At 65.2% G+C, this 16,314-nt stretch carries 13 protein-coding genes; 10 read left to right on the top strand and 3 right to left on the bottom strand.

The window, feature by feature from the left end:
* Positions 1 to 479 (bottom strand): GAF domain-containing protein (locus tag MJ785_RS15000; protein ID WP_239312343.1); only part of this gene is annotated, 479 nt, incomplete at its 3' end.
* 104 nt (positions 480 to 583) lie between these two features.
* Positions 584 to 1,261 (bottom strand): adenylate kinase, encoded by a 678-nt coding sequence (locus MJ785_RS14995; protein ID WP_239312345.1) that lies wholly within the window; start codon positions 1,259 to 1,261, stop codon positions 584 to 586.
* Between the two features lie 1,349 nt (positions 1,262 to 2,610).
* Here MJ785_RS14995 and acs point away from each other — a divergent pair.
* The 3 genes from acs (at position 2,611) to MJ785_RS14980 (ending at position 8,054) form a co-directional block, all read left to right on the top strand.
* Positions 2,611 to 4,608: an acetate--CoA ligase gene (acs, locus tag MJ785_RS14990; protein ID WP_239312353.1), complete on the top strand. Its 1,998-nt coding sequence runs from the start codon at positions 2,611 to 2,613 to the stop codon at positions 4,606 to 4,608.
* Positions 4,609 to 5,340: 732 nt separating this feature from the next.
* Positions 5,341 to 6,225, top strand: a complete 885-nt coding sequence (locus MJ785_RS14985) for a class I SAM-dependent methyltransferase (RefSeq protein WP_239312347.1) — start codon at positions 5,341 to 5,343, stop codon at positions 6,223 to 6,225.
* The gene (locus tag MJ785_RS14980; protein ID WP_239381407.1) at positions 6,222 to 8,054 is read left to right on the top strand and encodes a choline/carnitine O-acyltransferase; all 1,833 of its coding nucleotides are present in this window, start codon (positions 6,222 to 6,224) and stop codon (positions 8,052 to 8,054) included. The genes MJ785_RS14985 and MJ785_RS14980 overlap by 4 nt, the downstream gene beginning before the upstream one ends.
* A 59-nt stretch (positions 8,055 to 8,113) precedes the next feature.
* Here the strand turns inward: MJ785_RS14980 and MJ785_RS14975 are convergent, their stop codons facing one another.
* Positions 8,114 to 9,949 (bottom strand): substrate-binding domain-containing protein, encoded by a 1,836-nt coding sequence (locus MJ785_RS14975; protein ID WP_239348169.1) that lies wholly within the window; start codon positions 9,947 to 9,949, stop codon positions 8,114 to 8,116.
* A 511-nt stretch (positions 9,950 to 10,460) separates the two neighbouring features.
* Between MJ785_RS14975 and MJ785_RS14970 the strand changes: the two genes are divergently transcribed.
* From MJ785_RS14970 to MJ785_RS14940, 7 genes are all read left to right on the top strand, one after another.
* Positions 10,461 to 11,807 (top strand): ammonium transporter, encoded by a 1,347-nt coding sequence (locus MJ785_RS14970; protein ID WP_239348168.1) that lies wholly within the window; start codon positions 10,461 to 10,463, stop codon positions 11,805 to 11,807.
* Positions 11,808 to 12,324: 517 nt separating this feature from the next.
* The gene (locus MJ785_RS14965) at positions 12,325 to 12,549 is read left to right on the top strand and encodes a hypothetical protein (RefSeq protein WP_239312926.1); all 225 of its coding nucleotides are present in this window, start codon (positions 12,325 to 12,327) and stop codon (positions 12,547 to 12,549) included.
* Positions 12,550 to 12,601: 52 nt separating this feature from the next.
* The gene (locus tag MJ785_RS14960) at positions 12,602 to 13,768 is read left to right on the top strand and encodes a GNAT family N-acetyltransferase (protein WP_239312928.1); all 1,167 of its coding nucleotides are present in this window, start codon (positions 12,602 to 12,604) and stop codon (positions 13,766 to 13,768) included.
* 26 nt (positions 13,769 to 13,794) lie between these two features.
* A complete protein-coding gene (locus MJ785_RS14955) occupies positions 13,795 to 14,226 on the top strand; it encodes a type II toxin-antitoxin system RatA family toxin (RefSeq protein WP_239381405.1) in 432 nt (143 codons plus the stop codon).
* Between the two features lie 170 nt (positions 14,227 to 14,396).
* Positions 14,397 to 14,690, top strand: a complete 294-nt coding sequence (locus MJ785_RS14950; protein WP_239377359.1) for an acyl carrier protein — start codon at positions 14,397 to 14,399, stop codon at positions 14,688 to 14,690.
* The gene (locus MJ785_RS14945; protein ID WP_239381403.1) at positions 14,683 to 14,844 is read left to right on the top strand and encodes a hypothetical protein; all 162 of its coding nucleotides are present in this window, start codon (positions 14,683 to 14,685) and stop codon (positions 14,842 to 14,844) included. The genes MJ785_RS14950 and MJ785_RS14945 overlap by 8 nt, the downstream gene beginning before the upstream one ends.
* Complete coding sequence (locus MJ785_RS14940; RefSeq protein ID WP_239312938.1) at positions 14,844 to 15,875, top strand: SDR family oxidoreductase; 1,032 nt, start codon at positions 14,844 to 14,846, stop codon at positions 15,873 to 15,875. Before MJ785_RS14945 ends, MJ785_RS14940 begins: the two co-directional genes overlap by 1 nt.
* Positions 15,876 to 16,314: the final 439 nt, after the last annotated feature.

Genomic DNA, 16,314 nt, shown 5'->3' with positions numbered 1-16,314 from the left:
GCGGTGCGGTCACCGAACTGTGTCCAGGTGCGGTTGGCGCCGTAGAGGACACCGAGTACCCGGCCATCGTGCATGATCGGCACCGCGATCATCGCCTTGAGGCCCTCGGTCGCGGCCTGTGGTGCGAAGTCCTGCGTGATCTCGGAGGAGGCGCAGTAGTCGCTGACCCACAGCGGGCGGCGAGCGGTCAGGACCTTGCCGCCCAGCCCGGCCCCGACCGGCACGACGATGCCGTTCAGCGCTTCGGTTGCCACATTGACGCCGCGACCGAGCACGATCTGGTCGACGCCGTCCGGCTCACCGACCCACGCCACGTCGACACCGGCTAATCGCGGGACATCGACGACCATGCGCGCGATCGCCGCGGAGCGATCGAGCAGCGCGAGGACCGCACCGTACTCCTCGTCGAGGCTGAGCAGTACCTCAGGCACTGGCGCGGCATGCCTGCGGCTTCCCGTAGCCGGCTTCAGCTGCCTCATACCACTGCTAACCATGTCCCTATACTCTCGCAGCTCAGATTTATCCGCCATCTCCAGATGGAGACCTCTTTGCGAGGCCTCCAGCTGGAGCCACCTGATGCCGGCTACGGCCGATACCCTCTGTTTGTTCGAGCGTCATACTGACTCAGCACTGTGAGGGTGCGGTCGGTGACGTCGTCCACCGGACCGGTCGCGTCGATGCCGATGAGTATTCCCTTGGCGGCGTAGTAGGAGACCAATGGAGCGGTCTGCTCGGTGTACACCTCGAGCCGGCGTCGGACGGTCTCCGGCTTGTCGTCATCTCGCTGGAGCAGCTCACCGGCACACCGGTCACAGATATTTTCAATCTTGGTCGGATCGAAGTCGATGTGCCAGGTATGCCGGCAGCGACGGCAGGTTCGCCGGCCGGAGAGCCGACACACCACCTCGTCGTCGTCCACGACAAGTTCCAGCACGATGTCGAGCTGGATCCCCAGCGTCGCCAGCATGCCGCCGAGCACCTCAGCCTGCGGCACGTTGCGGGGAAAGCCGTCCAGCAGGAAACCCTTGGCCGCATCGTCCTCGGCCAGCCGGTTGCGGACCATCTCGATGGTGATTTCGTCCGGGACGAGGTCGCCGGCGTTCATGTACTTCTCCGCGGCCACGCCCAGCTCGGTACCCTCACGAACATTCATGCGGAAGATGTCCCCGGTGGAGATCTTGGGGATCGACCACGCCTGGGCGATGAACTCGGCCTGCGTACCTTTACCAGCTCCCGGCGGCCCGACCAGCACGAGGCGCACTATCGGAGGAAGCCTTCGTAGTTGCGGATCATGCGCTGGTTTCTGATCTGCTTCACGGTTTTCAGTTCCATCCTTGCTACGATTGGAAGCGGTGTATCCGAGGCCATGGACGACTGCTCCTCGGGCGGTTCGAACGGCGGTGACGGAAATACCGCCATGGCGTTGGCCCCAGCTGTTATGAACTCCAAAAATGAATGCCAAAAAATGAGTGTGCGCTGTTCGGCTCCCATAAATTCCCGACAGGTGACCGGGCTTATGGAAAGCTAGAGCTGTTGACCTTCCGGCTATCCTACTAAAAGCGCCCGGCAAGAGGGGAGCGGATCAAGAAGTGGAGCTGGGGTGCGTGCGTCACGAGGCGGCGCGGGGAGTCACCGGAGGTGGTGGGCGGCGACCGGCGAGCCGGGGTGCCCATCCATCGCGTGGCGATGGATGGGGAGCGCCGGCGCGAGGTGCGTGCCCCAATCCCGCGGCGCCGCGTCCCCTATTGCCGGTCGCGCTGAATTATAGGACGCCCAGTGGGACGGGAGCCCGGACCTGAGCCGCTCTAGGCTGTTTGGATTTTGGCGGAAAATCTGCAACCAACTCAGGGCTACCTCTCGGATGCGGCGTCAGGGCTGTTCGCCAAGGGTGATCCTGGGCTGACGCCGCGTTGGGAGACCGACTGACGACGTTCCTCGAACTCCATGTGACGTCAGCGTGACGGGCGGGTTCGTGTTCTGACCAGTTCGCCCTGCGTGACTAGGTAACACTAGGGCATGGCCGCATCACACGCAAGGTAACATGTCCATTCACCGCTGCCTCCAGCGCGCTACCGGTCGTCAGCTGATGCCCGGGGTGGGAAGCTGTCCCGCCATTCCGGCACCGGGGCCGGGCCGTCGCTCCACCGAGTGTTGGCCGCCGCCGGCGATGTTGGCCTGATAGGCGTGATTGTGAGGCGGACATCGCTTGCCGCTCGTCTTGCCGCATCAACCGTTCGTCGCCTCATCGGCACCGTTCGTCCAGGCGCTCTTGCGATGGCAGCGGCGGCATGCACATGGTTGGTCCTCCTGGGCTCGCCTCCACGGGAGGCCCCGTTCTGCCCCGGCCCGAGGAGTCGCCATGACCAGTACAACTGGGCCAGCAACTGGCCGTGACCAAGGCGGGCGGCGTACTGGGCGCCATCGCGGATGTGATCGACGACACGTGGCGGCGCACGGCCCTGCCAGCCCTGCCGGTCGACAGGCCGCCGGAAGCCCGGAGCCGAGGCGAACCGTGCCCGTTGAGGAACAGACCGAGCACTAGGAGGACACGTCATGACAGATAGCACCCTGAACGCAGCTCCTCTGGATGACGGGGCTGCTTCGACGAGCATGACTGGCGCTGCGGACGCGGAGGGCAGCGCTACAGACGCGGAAAGCGCGGAGCTAGAAAAGGACCTTGAACGCCTCCTGGCGGTCGAGCGGTTCGCCCCGCCCGCCGGCTTCGTCTCCCGCCACCAGGTGGACTGGGACGCCGCTGCTGGCGACCCGGTGGGCTTCTGGCTGGACCAGGCACGGTCGTTGCTGCGCTGGGACACCCCCTTCACCAAGGGGCTCGATGACAGCAGCCCGCCGTTCTACACGTGGTTCGCGGACGGCCGGCTGAACGTTTCCGCCAACTGCCTGGACCGCCATGTCGAGGCCGGTCTCGGTGACAGAGTCGCCTATTACTGGCGGGGCGAGGAGGGCGAAGAGCGGACGATCACTTATGCGGATCTGCATCGGGACGTCCAGCTGCTCGCCAACGGTCTGAAGAGCCTCGGCGTGGGCAAGGGCGACGTGGTGGGGATTTTTCTGCCGATGATCCCGGAGGTGGTCGTCGCGATGCTGGCCTGCGCCCGGATCGGCGCCCCGCACAACGTGGTCTTCGGTGGATTCGCTCCGTCCGCGGTACGCGAGCGCATGGAGGTATCCGCGGCCAAGGCATTGATCACAGTGGATGGGGCTCGCCGTAAGGGTCGTACGGCTGCCATCAAAGAGGCGGTGGACGCCGAGATGGGGGACCTTGACTCGCTCCAGCACATCATCGTCGTCCGCTCGACGGGCACTGCGGCGCCGATGCGGACCGGCCGCGACATCTGGTACCACGACCTGCTCTCCGCTGCCAGCCCCGAGTGCCCGGCTGAGCCGATGGAGGCGGAGCATCCGCTGTTCATCCTCTACAGCTCCGGCTCGACGGCGAAACCGAAAGGGATCCTGCACACCACCGGCGGCTACCTCACCCAGGTGACCTACACCCACCGGATGGTGTTCGATCTCGACCCGGCCACTGACGTCTACTGGTGTTCGGCCGATGTTGGTTGGGTGACCGGCCACTCATACATCATATACGGACCGTTATCCAATGCCGCTACCAGCGTCATGTACGAGGGCGCTCCGGACTACCCGGACAGGTCCATCTGGTGGGAACTGATAGAGCGGTACAGGGTCACCATTTTCTACACCGCGCCAACCGCGATCCGGGCCTGCATGAAATGGGGCCCGTTGTATCCGGGGCGTCATGATCTGTCGTCGTTGCGGATTCTCGGCACGGTCGGTGAGCCGATCAATCCGAAGGCATGGCTGTGGTACCACAGGGTGATCGGCGGTGAGCGGTGCCCGATCGTCGACACCTGGTGGCAGACCGAGACAGGCGGGATAATGATCTCGCCGATCCCCGGGCAGACCACCACCAAACCGGGCTCGGCAACTCACGCGTTGCCTGGGATCGCCGCGGAGCTGTACTCCGAGGAGGGAGAGCCGCTGGACAGCGGCGTCGGTGTGCTCGTCATCACCGCACCCTGGCCGGGCATGCTGCGTACCCTCTATGGTGACGACGAGCGGTTCGTTCAGACCTATTTTTCCCGTTTCGGGCCAACGATCTACGTGGTCGGCGACGCCGCCCGCCAGGATCCAGATGGCTATTTTTGGATCATCGGCAGGATGGACGACGTCATCAACGTCTCCGGTCACCGGCTGTCCACAGCCGAGGTGGAGTCGGCGCTGGTCTCGCATGAGGCCGTCGCGGAGGCCGCCGTCGTCGGCCGGGCCGACGACGATACCGGGCAGGCCATCGTGGCATTCGTGACGCTGCGGGGTGATCTGGTAGGTGACGACTACATGGTGACGATGTTGCGCCAGCATGTGGCGCAACGGATCGGCAAACTGGCGCGGCCGCAGCGTATCGTCTGGTCCGATGACCTTCCGAAGACCCGGTCAGGAAAGATCATGCGTCGGCTGCTGCGGGACATCGCGGAGGGGCGCGAGCTCGGAGATGTGACTACATTGCGTGATCAAGATGTGGTATTTCAGCTTCAGGAGAGGGTTGTCAAGGGTATGCGCGAAGAATAGGGGGGTGTGACGCGGTCCGCGTGCCGCTCGATCGTCCCGTGGCGATTGAGCGGGTTGCACGGGGTGCTGACAGTTGCGGCCCGAATTGTTGCGCCGTGTGTTCTCCTGGTGGTTTGCTGTTACCTGGGCGTGGTGGGAAACGCGTACTGTCCGGCATCGGGCACGGATTGTTGAGAGACTGTGTGTCTCCGGTGGCGAGTTTTTCCAGTGGGTCAGTGTCACCGCTGGACCGAGAAGGGTGAGGAAGCCGCTGACCGGGCGTGCTGAAGAATGGGAAAGCGTTTCTGAGCTGGCCCGGCCAGGCTTGCTCAGACCTTTTCCGAGCCAGCTCGGGGAGCATCTCCGCAGGTGTTCGTCGAGTACGGCCGGGTCTGTATCGACGAACCTGCGGCAATGCTGCCGCGATCGGGTAACGTCGGATCGAACACCGCTACGGTCGCATCGCGGTCGCCAGGGCCACCCTGGCACGGCCGGCTGCTTCCATGCGTTTGCCGGCCGGCTGCACCGCTGAAGGCTGTTCTGCTCGGTCGGTTCCGCTCTGTTCGCTGACGTCGGTGCGCCAGTCAACCGCATCCTGCCTGCGGCATGGATGCGGACCGCTTGCTGCCCAGTGCCGGGTGGCCAGGGACGAGCCGCGCGCGTCGACCAACTACCGGCTTAAGGAGTCGACCGGCGAGCTGAACCCCACGTCGGCCCACCACCCATTTCGCGATCAACGAAGGAGCGCGCTCCGTGCGTTTTGACGCCACTGGGAAAGTTTCACTTGATCACATTTATACCCAACCCGATCCGCGGGCTTATTTCAGCACCTTAAGCGAGCTCGGATATTGCATTCCACAACTAGCCAAGCCATATTTTGTGAAACTTATTCAGGAATACCGAAGGTCGCGCTTTGGTCATGTTCTGAACATTCTTGACATCGGTTGTTCCTATGGCATTAATGCGGCTCTGTTGAAATATGGAGCAACCATGGACGAACTGTACGAACGTTACTGTGGCTTCGACGTAAACGAGCAGACCCGCGACACGTTACTGACCCGTGACCAGGAGCTGGTCCGTTCCCGTAGCCACCTCGGATCTACCCAGTTCGTGGGTCTTGACAGCTCGCATCCGGCGCTGTCGTACGCGCTCGCGGCAGGGTTCATCGATGACGCGGTACATGCCGATCTGGAAGAGAACGACCCCACCGAGCAACAACGCCAGCAGCTCGCTGGAGCGGATCTCGTCATCTCGACGGGCTGTCTTGGTTATGTTACCGACAGAACCATCTCGCGCATCGTCAACGCGAACGGTGAGCGTAAACCGTGGATGGCGCATTTCGTCCTGCGGATGTTCCCGTTCGAGCCTGTCGCGGCGAGCCTGGCCGAGCTGGGATACGAAACCGTTCACCTGGACCGCGTATTCAAGCAGCGACGGTTCGCCTCCCCCGAGGAGCAGTCGCTTGTCCTGGACACGCTGTGGACCGTCGGAGTGGATCCGCGAGGTCTGGAAGCCGATGGCTGGCTCTACGCGCAGCTCTACATCTCTCGGCCGCGCGGGACGAAGAGTCGCCCAGTCGTGGACCTCGCAACAAATAAGGAGCCGTACATGCCCCCAAGTCAGCGAGGTCGAGGATGAAATCGTTCAACAGCCAAGAGGAACCCGCCCGGACCTTCGCCGGCGAAGAGCGTCTGCCACGAGTACCACTGCCCATGCTGGAGGCGAGCTGCGAGAGATTCCTCGAGTGGTGCGCGCCGCTGTTGTCCATGGACGAGCTGGCGGCGACCGAGGCCGAGGTCGCGTCCTTCCTCCGGCCGGGCGGTCCTGGCCGCACCCTGCACGCGGCACTCGAACAGTACAACGCCGGGGCGGGCGTGCACAGCTGGCTCGACACATTCTGGCCGTCCCGGTACCTGGGCCGCCGTGACCGTATAGCCCTCAACGCGAATTTCTTTTTCTTGTTCAATGATTCGGACCGGCGACAGGTGGAGCGGGCGGCCGGGCTCATCGCCGCGGCCGTTGACTACAAACTGCTGCTCGACGAGGAACTTGTCGCGCCGATCGTCCAGCGGGGGCAGGCGCTTTCGATGGAACAGAACAAGTTCCTGTTCTCCACGACACGGATACCCGGGCCCGTGCAGGACACCGTCCGCGCGCCTTACAGCGAAAAATGGCCGGGCCCGTCTCAGGCGCGCCATATCGTCGTGTTCTTCCGCGGAAACATGTTCCGCATGGACGTGCTGGGCTCGGATGGCTGGCCCCACACGTTGGACGATCTTACGGCAGGACTGATATCGATCATGAAAGCCGGTGCGACGCGGGCCGCGCCTGACACGTCTGTCGGACACCTCACCACCCAGGCTCGGGCCGACTGGGCCGCCAGCAGGCAAGCGCTGCTCGCCTGTCATCCCGATAACGCGGGCGCGCTCGAGGAGCTGGAGACCGCGCTGTTCTGCATGTGCCTGGAGGACTTCACCCCCCAAGACGCCCTGGCCGCATGCGACCAGCTCCTGCATGGTGACAGTGCTAACCGCTGGTTCGACAAGGCGGTCTCTCTGATCGTTTTTGCCGACGGTACGGCGGGCATCAACGTGGAGCACTGTGGTCTGGACGGCACCACAATCCTCGGTTTCGTTGACGCCCTGCTGGGCGCATCGGCCGAGATGCACCCGGAACGGTCGGGGAGCCGCTCGCAGGGCCTACCAGTCATCGAGGCCATCGAATTCACGCTGGACGGTGACCTTCGGAGCACGGTGCGGACCGCCGAAGCCTCGTTCGCGGCCTACAGCGCCGACACGGCTACCGCCACCCTGTCCGTCGAAGATTTCGGTGGAAATCAGGCCAAGCGGCTACGGATATCGCCGGATGCGTTCGTGCAGCTGGCCTATCAACTCGCCCACAAACGTACCAGGGGATTCGTGGGTGCCACGTACGAGTCGATCGCGACGAGACAGTACCGGCACGGGCGCACGGAGGCGATGCGCGTCGTCACACCTGAGGTGGTGCGGTTCGTGGCCGCGATGGATGACCCTGGAGCGGATGCGAAGACCCGCAGAGCGGCGTTCCGGGCAGCTGCCGAAAGGCATGTGCAACGTGCGAAAGAGTGCCAGACGGGCCAGGCACCCGAGCAGCATCTGTGGGAACTGCAGCTGATTCAGAAGCGGCGCGGTGAGGCGCTGGGGGTGACCGAAGCACCCGCCCTGTACGAGACTCCCGGCTGGCTCAAGATGCGGGACGACTATCTGAATACCAGTTCCGCGCCGTCGACCAACATCCAGTACTTCGGCTTCGGGCCGACCAACAGCCGGTGCATCGGTATCGCCTACGTCTTGCTGCCCGACCGCTTCAACCTCTACCTGAGCGCGGCCCGCCCGATGGCCGGCGAGATGTCGGTATTCGCTGACCGGCTCCGGGAAGCACTGCGCGAGCTACAGGACCTGCTGGCTACCGAGCGAGCGGAGGCCTGAGGAACCCGCTCATAGCTGAGGGGGGCCGCCCACCCGGGCGGCCCCCCTCAGCTGATGATCTAGTGCGTGGTAAGCACGTCGAGGATCACCTGGGAGATGGAGTTCTCGTCGCGCGCGGGATAGCTCTTGGCATCGGTCGCGGCGGAGATGCGCTGGAGCGCCTGCGCATCGGCCTGACCGCCGTAGGCAATAGTGATCAGATGTACGGGATGCTCCGGGTCGAACTCACTCCTGAGCTTCGTGATCAGATTGTCGAGGGAAATACTGCTCAGGTTGTCGTCCTGGCCGTCGGTCAACAACACGACCTGGTTCGGCCGGCCGGGTGTATAGACGGAGCTGAGCTTGCGGAACGCGGCGAGCGCCGTGTCGTAGAGCCCCCCGTCGTTGTCCTTGGCCTGCAACCTGTCGGTGTTCTGGATCAATAGGTTCCGACGGGAGGTACCGTTGATCACTTCTCCTATCGGGCCGATCGGCACCAGTTCCTGGTAGCTGGCGGTGCTGCCCGGAACGCGGGAGAACTGCCACAGTCCCATCTTGGAATCTTCGGCGAGCGCGGCGTACACCGAATCCATCGCGCTGATGGCCACCTTCAGCCGGGTCACGCCCCCGCTGTCCGCTACCACGCCGCCCATCGTACCGGAGGTGTCGATGACGGCGAGTGTCGCGCCACGCTGGTGGACAGCCTGGAACAGGGCGAGTGCTGACCCCGTCGCCGCGGGGTTGACAGATTCCGCCGGCTCGAAACGCAGCCCGGGGGAGAAGCCGGCGTCGGTGGTGAGCTTCGGGGCCGTTCCGTCCTCGCCCCGCAGGCCCGCTTCAGTGAACGAGTCCTGCCCGGTCTTGCTGAGCATCATTTCCAGGAACCCCTGGACAGCGGCCTTGTGAGCCGGGCTCCCATCCGGGCCGACCTGAACGAACGGAATGTTCTGGACCGCGATCCCGTCCGTTGGATAGATCGCGACGAGTGGCTCCTTCGGCGGGGTGGCCTTTCCGTCAGCGACGACACCGTTGTTGTAGTCGAACATCATGTTCTCCGACATCGGTACCGCGGAGACGTGGCCGGTCAGCCCTCCTCCGCTGGTGTCGGCGTCGGCCTGGCGTAGCCCGGCCAGCAGCGCCTCGTCCGAGTCGGCGATGGCCGAGCTCTTGCGCTCCAGGTCGAGAACCACTTTCTTGGCGGACATGTCATCGCGGAACGTCTGGGCGGTGAGTTCTCCAGCCGGCTTGCCCAGCGCGACCGCGGCGATGGACATCATCGCGGCCGCGCTGGCCGACGACGTCTGTGGGCTGGCGAAGGTGACCTGGAACTTGCCGGGGTACTTGTCGTTGTGGTCGTGCCAGAAGGTGGTGCTCCCTTCGTTGATACGAAGATCATCCCAGGACGGGTTCTTGCTCGGCCAGCCCAGCGTCTTGGCCATGCTCCGCGGCACCGCGATGACGACCGGCGAGGTCGCGATCGTCGGTGCGCTCTGCGGTACCAGGACGCGTGCCGGTTCCTGCAGGCGAGCCATGTCGAGCCAGGCCGTGGAGTCCGGGATCCACACGTCCGGCTGGTTTCCCGCGGTCGCCTCTCGCCACCCTCCGCCAAGCAGCCGCGTGGTCTCCTGGGCGGCACGTGTGCTCACCCGGACGGTGACACACGTGCCGTCGACGTTTGGCTTGGTCTGCTGGTAGTTGGCGGCTGCCGAACGGACAGCGGCGGACACCTCGGGCGCCGCTTCAACGGTCAGAGCGAGCGCGCCTGAGCACGATTCCGAGCTGGCACCGGAGGTGGTGCGCAACGCCAATATCGTACCGGCGATCACTACTCCGGTCAGTAGGAACACGAGGACTGCGCGTGGAGCCCGAGAGGGTGGGGGTTCGACCTCATAGGCATTGTGATCTTGGTCTGGCATGAGCCCCAGACCTCCTGGAGACGGCGCCCGCTTCGGCGGGGACGCGGTGCGTATTGGGGGGCATGACAACTGTGACAATGACGATAATGTCCAGCATTTTCGTCTTGTCCGCTATCTCTAGATGGAGACCTCCTGACCGAGATCTCCGTTTGGAGCTACCTGGCGCTGTCGGTTCTGGTACAGGCTCCGCGGTGTGGTACGGATCTCCGCGGAACTGGTTGAGGCGCTGGCCGGGCTTCTCGGCTTCGGTGCTGTCGAGCTGGTTAACTATGCTGCCCGTGACGTCAGGCCGGCCGCCACTGAATCCGGACCGGGGCCGGGATCTCGCGCACCGCGGATTGGTCGAAGAAGTCGGTGGTAATGGCGTTGCCACCTACCCCAAGAACAACAACGGGTCCACCAGGTTCGGTACCAAAGTAGCTACGCACTCGCGGAATGATCAGGTTACTCCAGGAGAGCCGCACCCGTAGACGCCAAGGAACCCATCGGTTGACCGGGAAGGAACCTCGGGATGGAAATAAATACGGGCGCCACCGCCTGGGTGCTGATCTGCGCCGCTCTCATCCTGCTGATGACACCAGGCCTGGCCTTCTTCTATGGCGGCCTGCAAGGCCGGCACAACGTACTGGGCATCATGATGCAGTGCTTCTGCGCCATCGGGGTCGTCAGCGTCACCTGGGCGCTGATCGGTTTCTCGCTCGCGTTCGACGGCGGTAACCGCTTACTCGGTGGCCTGCACTTCGCCGGACTGACGCCGTCGAGCCTGAGCGGCGGTGTGCCCGGTATGCCTCGGCTGGCGGTACCGGTGATCGCATTCGCTCTTTACCAGATGATGGGTGCCGTGATCACCCCGGCGCTGGTCACCGGAGCGGCCGCGGACCGCTGGCGGTTCGCCGCCTACATCCTCTTTCTCGTGCTGTGGCCGATAGTTGTCTACGCGCCGGTCGCGCACTGGGTCTTCTCGCCCACCGGATGGGCCGCCAAGCTGGGCGCCCTCGACTTCGGTGGCGGTATGGTCGTGCACGCCAACGCTGGTGCCGCCGCTGTCGCCATGGCGATGGTGCTCGGACACAGAGTGGGATGGCCTGAGCGGCAGAAGCCGCCGCACAGCGTGCCGCTGGTGATGATCGGCGCCGGGATACTGTGGTTCGGCTGGCTCGGGTACAACGGGGGCGCCGCGTTGAACGCGAACGGGCTGGCGGCCCTCGCCTCGACCAACACCAACCTCGGCGGGGCCGCGGCGCTGCTGACCTGGATCGCGGTCGAGCGCGTCCGCACTGGCAAACCGACCGTCCTCGGAGCCGGTACCGGAGCACTCGGCGGACTGGTCGCGGTGACTCCGTGCGCGGGGTTCATCACACCGATGTCTGCCATTCTCATCGGCGCGCTGGCCGGAGTGGTGTGCTGTCTCGCGGTCGGTTTGAAGGCGTGGCTCATTCTTGACGACTCCCTCGACGTCATCGCGGTGCATCTGGTCGGGGGCTGCCTTGGCACTCTTTGTCTCGGGCTCTTCGCGACCAAGAGCGTCAACCCCGATGGCGCCAATGGGCTTTTCCACGGCGGCGGGCTTCACCTGTTCGGCAACCAGTTGTTGGCGCTGACCGTGGTCGTGATGTATTCACTGATTGCGACGTATCTGATCGGTATGCTCATTGATCTGATCGTCGGTAACCGGGTGAGCCGGCGCCAGGAGTGGACCGGCCTGGACCTCGCGGAGCACGGCGAGCTCGCATATGCCGCCGGGACACCGGAGATGCCGGAGGTGCCGGAGGTGCCGGAGGTGCCGGAAGGCCTGGAAGGCCTGGCTGACTGGAGTCAGCCGATGAAGCCGGACTCGACGGCCGGGCATCATCGCTGAACATTGATCCTGCCAGCCGGGATGACCGGCACAATGGTGACGGTGCCCGGGCGGCTCCCGCGGATGTCGATGGTCTGGATGGTCCGCGTCCGTCCTGGCCACCGGTGGCCGGTTCATCGCTCTCGCTGGTGCCCAGGTGAAAATCCCGGTTTCCGGAGTCCTGCAGAACCTGTTTTGTGAATCTTCTGTCCGGGCGAGCCGTGTCCAGCCAGGAACTACCTGGACACGGCTCCCTGATCAAACGACTGCTTCGGAAACACGCCGTAGAGCGGCCCGGCAATAGCCAGCTGTTTTTATTTTTAATCATAATTTTCTGATTGAAGCGGTGGCGGCGGGCACTGACCGGTCCGCGGTACTGCGGATGGAGATATCCAACTGGGGGTGTTCAGCCAGTAAATGACCTATTACAGTTCCTTGTATCCAGGTGGGACCTGCGGGGCACACCGCCTGAGCACGGCTTCATCGGCCCGCGCGCCTGTGTCGGTCTCCCTGTCATGACCTCGGAAAGGGCAGCCAGGTGAGCTTTCTCGGTGGCGAAAGATCCGTACCTGACCGGCTCCGCCCCGGCATGGACACCGTGTCGGCGCGGCGGCCGTCCGCCGAACTGTCGTTCATCAGCTCGGCCGAGCCGGCCTGCCTCGCCTCGGCCACCGCCGGTCCGGTCTCCCATCCGCCCGCTGCGGGCCGGATGGCCCAGCCGCTATGTACGGCGCTTACCGGTCAGCCGCCGCGCATCAGCTGACCGCGCCGTTCCCGTCCCTGCCCCTTGACCCGGCCCGGAGTGGTGAGAACCCATGGCAGAGCACAGTGGCCACGGCGTGGTGACGGCGCCGGCCGGATATGCTGTCGATGTCCTGCCCGGCGTGGGCGCTATCCCGGCGCAGGTGTGGGACGGGCTGGCTCCCGCGGACGACCCCATGTGGGCACGGCAGGTCTTCGCCGCGATGGAACAGGGCGCCATCGGGCCGGACGAGTACGCCTACGTGGTGGTCCGGAGCGCGGGGGAGATCTGCGCGATCCTGCCGCTGGCCGCTTTCCGGGAGCTGCGGCTCGACGACGTTGTAGGCTCTGGCGAGCGACGCCTGCTGGCCCCGGTACGCAGGCTGTTCCCTCGGCTGTTGCGCGTGCCCATGCTGTTTTGCGGCAACTTCCTCGGTCCGGGCCGGGTCCTGAGCCGGGGACCGCTCCAGCCCGAGGTCTGCGAGCTGCTGGTGCGGGCGGTCCTGCGGTACGCCCGGCGGAACCGGCTGGGAACGGTTGTGTTCAAGGACTTCGCGCCTGAGTGCATGGCGGCGCTGCGCCCGCAGCTGGCGGCGGCCGGCTTCTTCTTCGTGCCCAGTCTGCCAGACACCGAGCTCCGGCTGGGCCATGTCTCCTTTGACGACTACATCGCCGCGCTGCCGGCGAAGGCACGCCGGAACGTGCGTAGCACGATACGAAATTTCCGCGACCACCCGGGACTGAGAATCGAAGTGCGGAGGGATTTCGCGGACCTGCTGCCCGCCATGCTCGGGCTCTACCAGCAGGTGATGGTGCGCGCCGACCAGACACTGGATGTCCTCGACGGGGTGTTCCTGCGGGCGCTGTCCGACGCCGAGGGCCTAGAGCAGCGGGTGGTGGCCTGCTTCGACGGGGACAAGCTGGTGGCCTTCCTGCACTGCTTCTTCCGCGGTCACGGTGCCGTGGGGGTGCGGATCGGGCTGGACTACCGGCTGGCGCACCGGGCCCGGCTTTATCACAACGTGCACTACGCGGCCATTGAACTCGCCATCGCGGAGAAGTGCCAGCATATCAGGTTCGCCCAGACGGCCTACGAACCAAAGCGGGAGCTGGGCTGCGCGTTGGTGGAGCAGTCCTACGCCATCACCCATATCCGTGCGTTCCCCCGGGCTGTCCTGCGCCGCCTGCTGCCACCCGCGCTGGCGTCCGCTCGGGCGGACGCCTTGGCGCCACGGTCCTGACCCATCTCGCCTCAAGAGAGCCTCCGATGCCCACAGTCGCAGCCGAACTGTCCATCGACGCCCTGCCTGCCCAGAGCTGGGCCGCGGTCACCGACGTCGAAAACTACCCACAGTGCATGGATAACGTCCGATCGGTTGAGATCGTCGAGTGCTCTGGAGCGGACCATCGGACAACGGCGTGGTCGGTCTGGCTCAGGGGATCGGTGCTGGAGTGGGTGGCGGCCGAGTATCTCGATCACCAGGCCCGCCGATGCGACTTCCGTCAGATCAGCGGGGACCTGTCGCGCTTCGTCGGTTACTGGTCCGTCCGCCCGGCCGGCGACAGCGCCAGCCTGGTGTCCCTGCACCTGGAGTTCGACATCGGTATCCCGCTGCTCGCCGGCATGCTGAATCCGGTTGCCGCCGCCGCGCTGCGGAGAACGCCCAGCAGATGCTCACCGCGCTTGAGCGGCGGCTGACCGACAGCCGGTAACCGCGCTCGTGCTCACGACAGCGCCTAGTTCCTATGACCAGCCCTAACGCCGAGCTGGAGCAGGCACTCGACATCCTCGACGGCGCTGGCCGTGGCCACCCACGCGATCGCCGTTGGCCTGAACTGAACACCGAACCAGGAGCAACAAGGAAAAACATGAACATGACACCGCAGCAACGCGAGCTGGCCGACGTCGTCCGCGCCACCATCGCCGATGTCCTCGGCGCCGACATCGACGTGATCAATGACAACACCGACCTGCGTGCCGAGTTCGACATCGACAGCCTGGAGCTGATGGCGGTGGGCGCGCAGTTAGAACGCGTGCTCGGCGTCCGGATCGAGCCCGAGGAGCTGGTCCGGGCTGAAACAGTCGGACACGCTGTCGAACTGCTGGTGGCCCGCCAGGTCCCCGGGGATGCCCGTCAGGTCCCCGTGGATGACTGTGGCTGACCGGCCGCCGGTCGCCCTCGTTGCCAGCTCGGCGGCCGGTCTCGTCGAGGCCGTGGCCTCCAGAAGCGTGGCCGTGGCGCCGGCGCCCGCCAGCTCCTTCGGCTTCGGCGGGCAGAACGCCTGCCTGGTCCTGACCTCTTTGCGGGAGACGTGATGCGCATCCTCATCACCGGGGCAACCGGTGTCATCGGCACCGAAACCGCTGACCGGCTGCTCAGCCACCCCGCGGCACCGGATCTCGTCCGGGTGGCGCGGCGGGCCACCGACACTTCCATCGTCTGCTGGAACATTGGTCAGGAGCCGGCGCCGCCCGCACTGGCCGGCCGCTGGGACACCATCGTGCACACCGCGGCAGCCACCCACTGGAGCATGACCCGGGACGAGGCCACCACCAATATCAACACCCTGCGCGCGGTGCTCGGACTGGCCGGCCCTGAGACGCACGTCGTTCACGTCTCCACCGCTTATGTGGACGGGGCACGCCTCCCCGCGGGCTGCGGGGGCACGGAGTTCGAGGGCTACCGCAACGGTTATGAGTGGTCCAAGGCAGCCTGTGAGGAGATCGTGTCCACCCGTCATCGCGGCCCGGTGACGGTGGTCCGCCCACCGTTGGTGATGGGCCGGCGCGGCGACGGCGGAATCACTCGTTTCTCCGGTCCCTACACCCTGTTACCGGCATTGGTCTCCGGACTGGCCGCGGTGGTGGTTGGGGATCCCGACGGCTACGCCGAGATCAGCCCCGTGGACGAGGTCGCCGACGTAATCGTCGACGCGGCGCTCGGTGCCCCGCCGACGGCGCCCCGCACTGAGGTCATCGCGGGAGGGCAGGGCAGCCTGCGGCTGGCCAGGCTGGTCGACATCGCCTGCGACACCATCAACACATACCGGACGACGAAGGGCGTCGAGCCGATCGACAGACCGCCGACGGTCTCCACCGACAGCTGGAACCGGTTCTTCCTCCCGCTGGCCGAGCAGTGGCTGTCCCCGGCGCAGCAACGGGCGGTCAAGCTGCTGGCCATGTTCCAGAGCTACACCAGCATGTCGCGGCCGTTCGAGCCCACCCGGCAGGTACGGGACTCAGGCGAGGTGATGGCCGCTTCGGTGTGGTACTGGGCCGAGAACCGGCACCGCAGGGCCCTCGCCACGCCCAGCCCGTGGACCCTGATCGCTGATCGCCAGCGGTAACGGGCCGGTTCGTATTCCGTCCTGGCGGAATAGCCATAAACGGCGATCATGATTGTTGTAGCCAGTTTGAGCACAGTGTGTCCAGGGCTGTATTAGCGGTAGTCGGGGGTGGGTCGTGTTGACGCCGGTTTTAGCTGTTTCGCACCCCGTTAGCTACGTCCCCGGGCCTGGCCCCGTTCTCCGCACACGCCGTATCGCTGCTGTTCCGAGCGTTGTAACGGTCGTCACTCTTAGTGGTCGCCGCCGGAAGTTGTTCGGGGGGGTGCCGGATGACAGACGGATGCATCGTGAGGCGGAGAAGGCTCCAGGTAGCGGGTTCTACCTGGGCCGACGACAACGAGGCGAGGCGCCGTCTGGCGCCGGCAGACCCTGGACGAACTTCCGGCGGCGACCACTTAGTGATCGCCGCAGTCAAAGAGGGTAATGCGCGGAATACGGG

This window comes from Protofrankia sp. CiT1 (assembly GCF_917627335.1).
Classification (GTDB): Bacteria; Actinomycetota; Actinomycetes; order Frankiales; family Frankiaceae; genus Protofrankia.
This window is presented reverse-complemented; position numbering and strand designations above follow the sequence as displayed.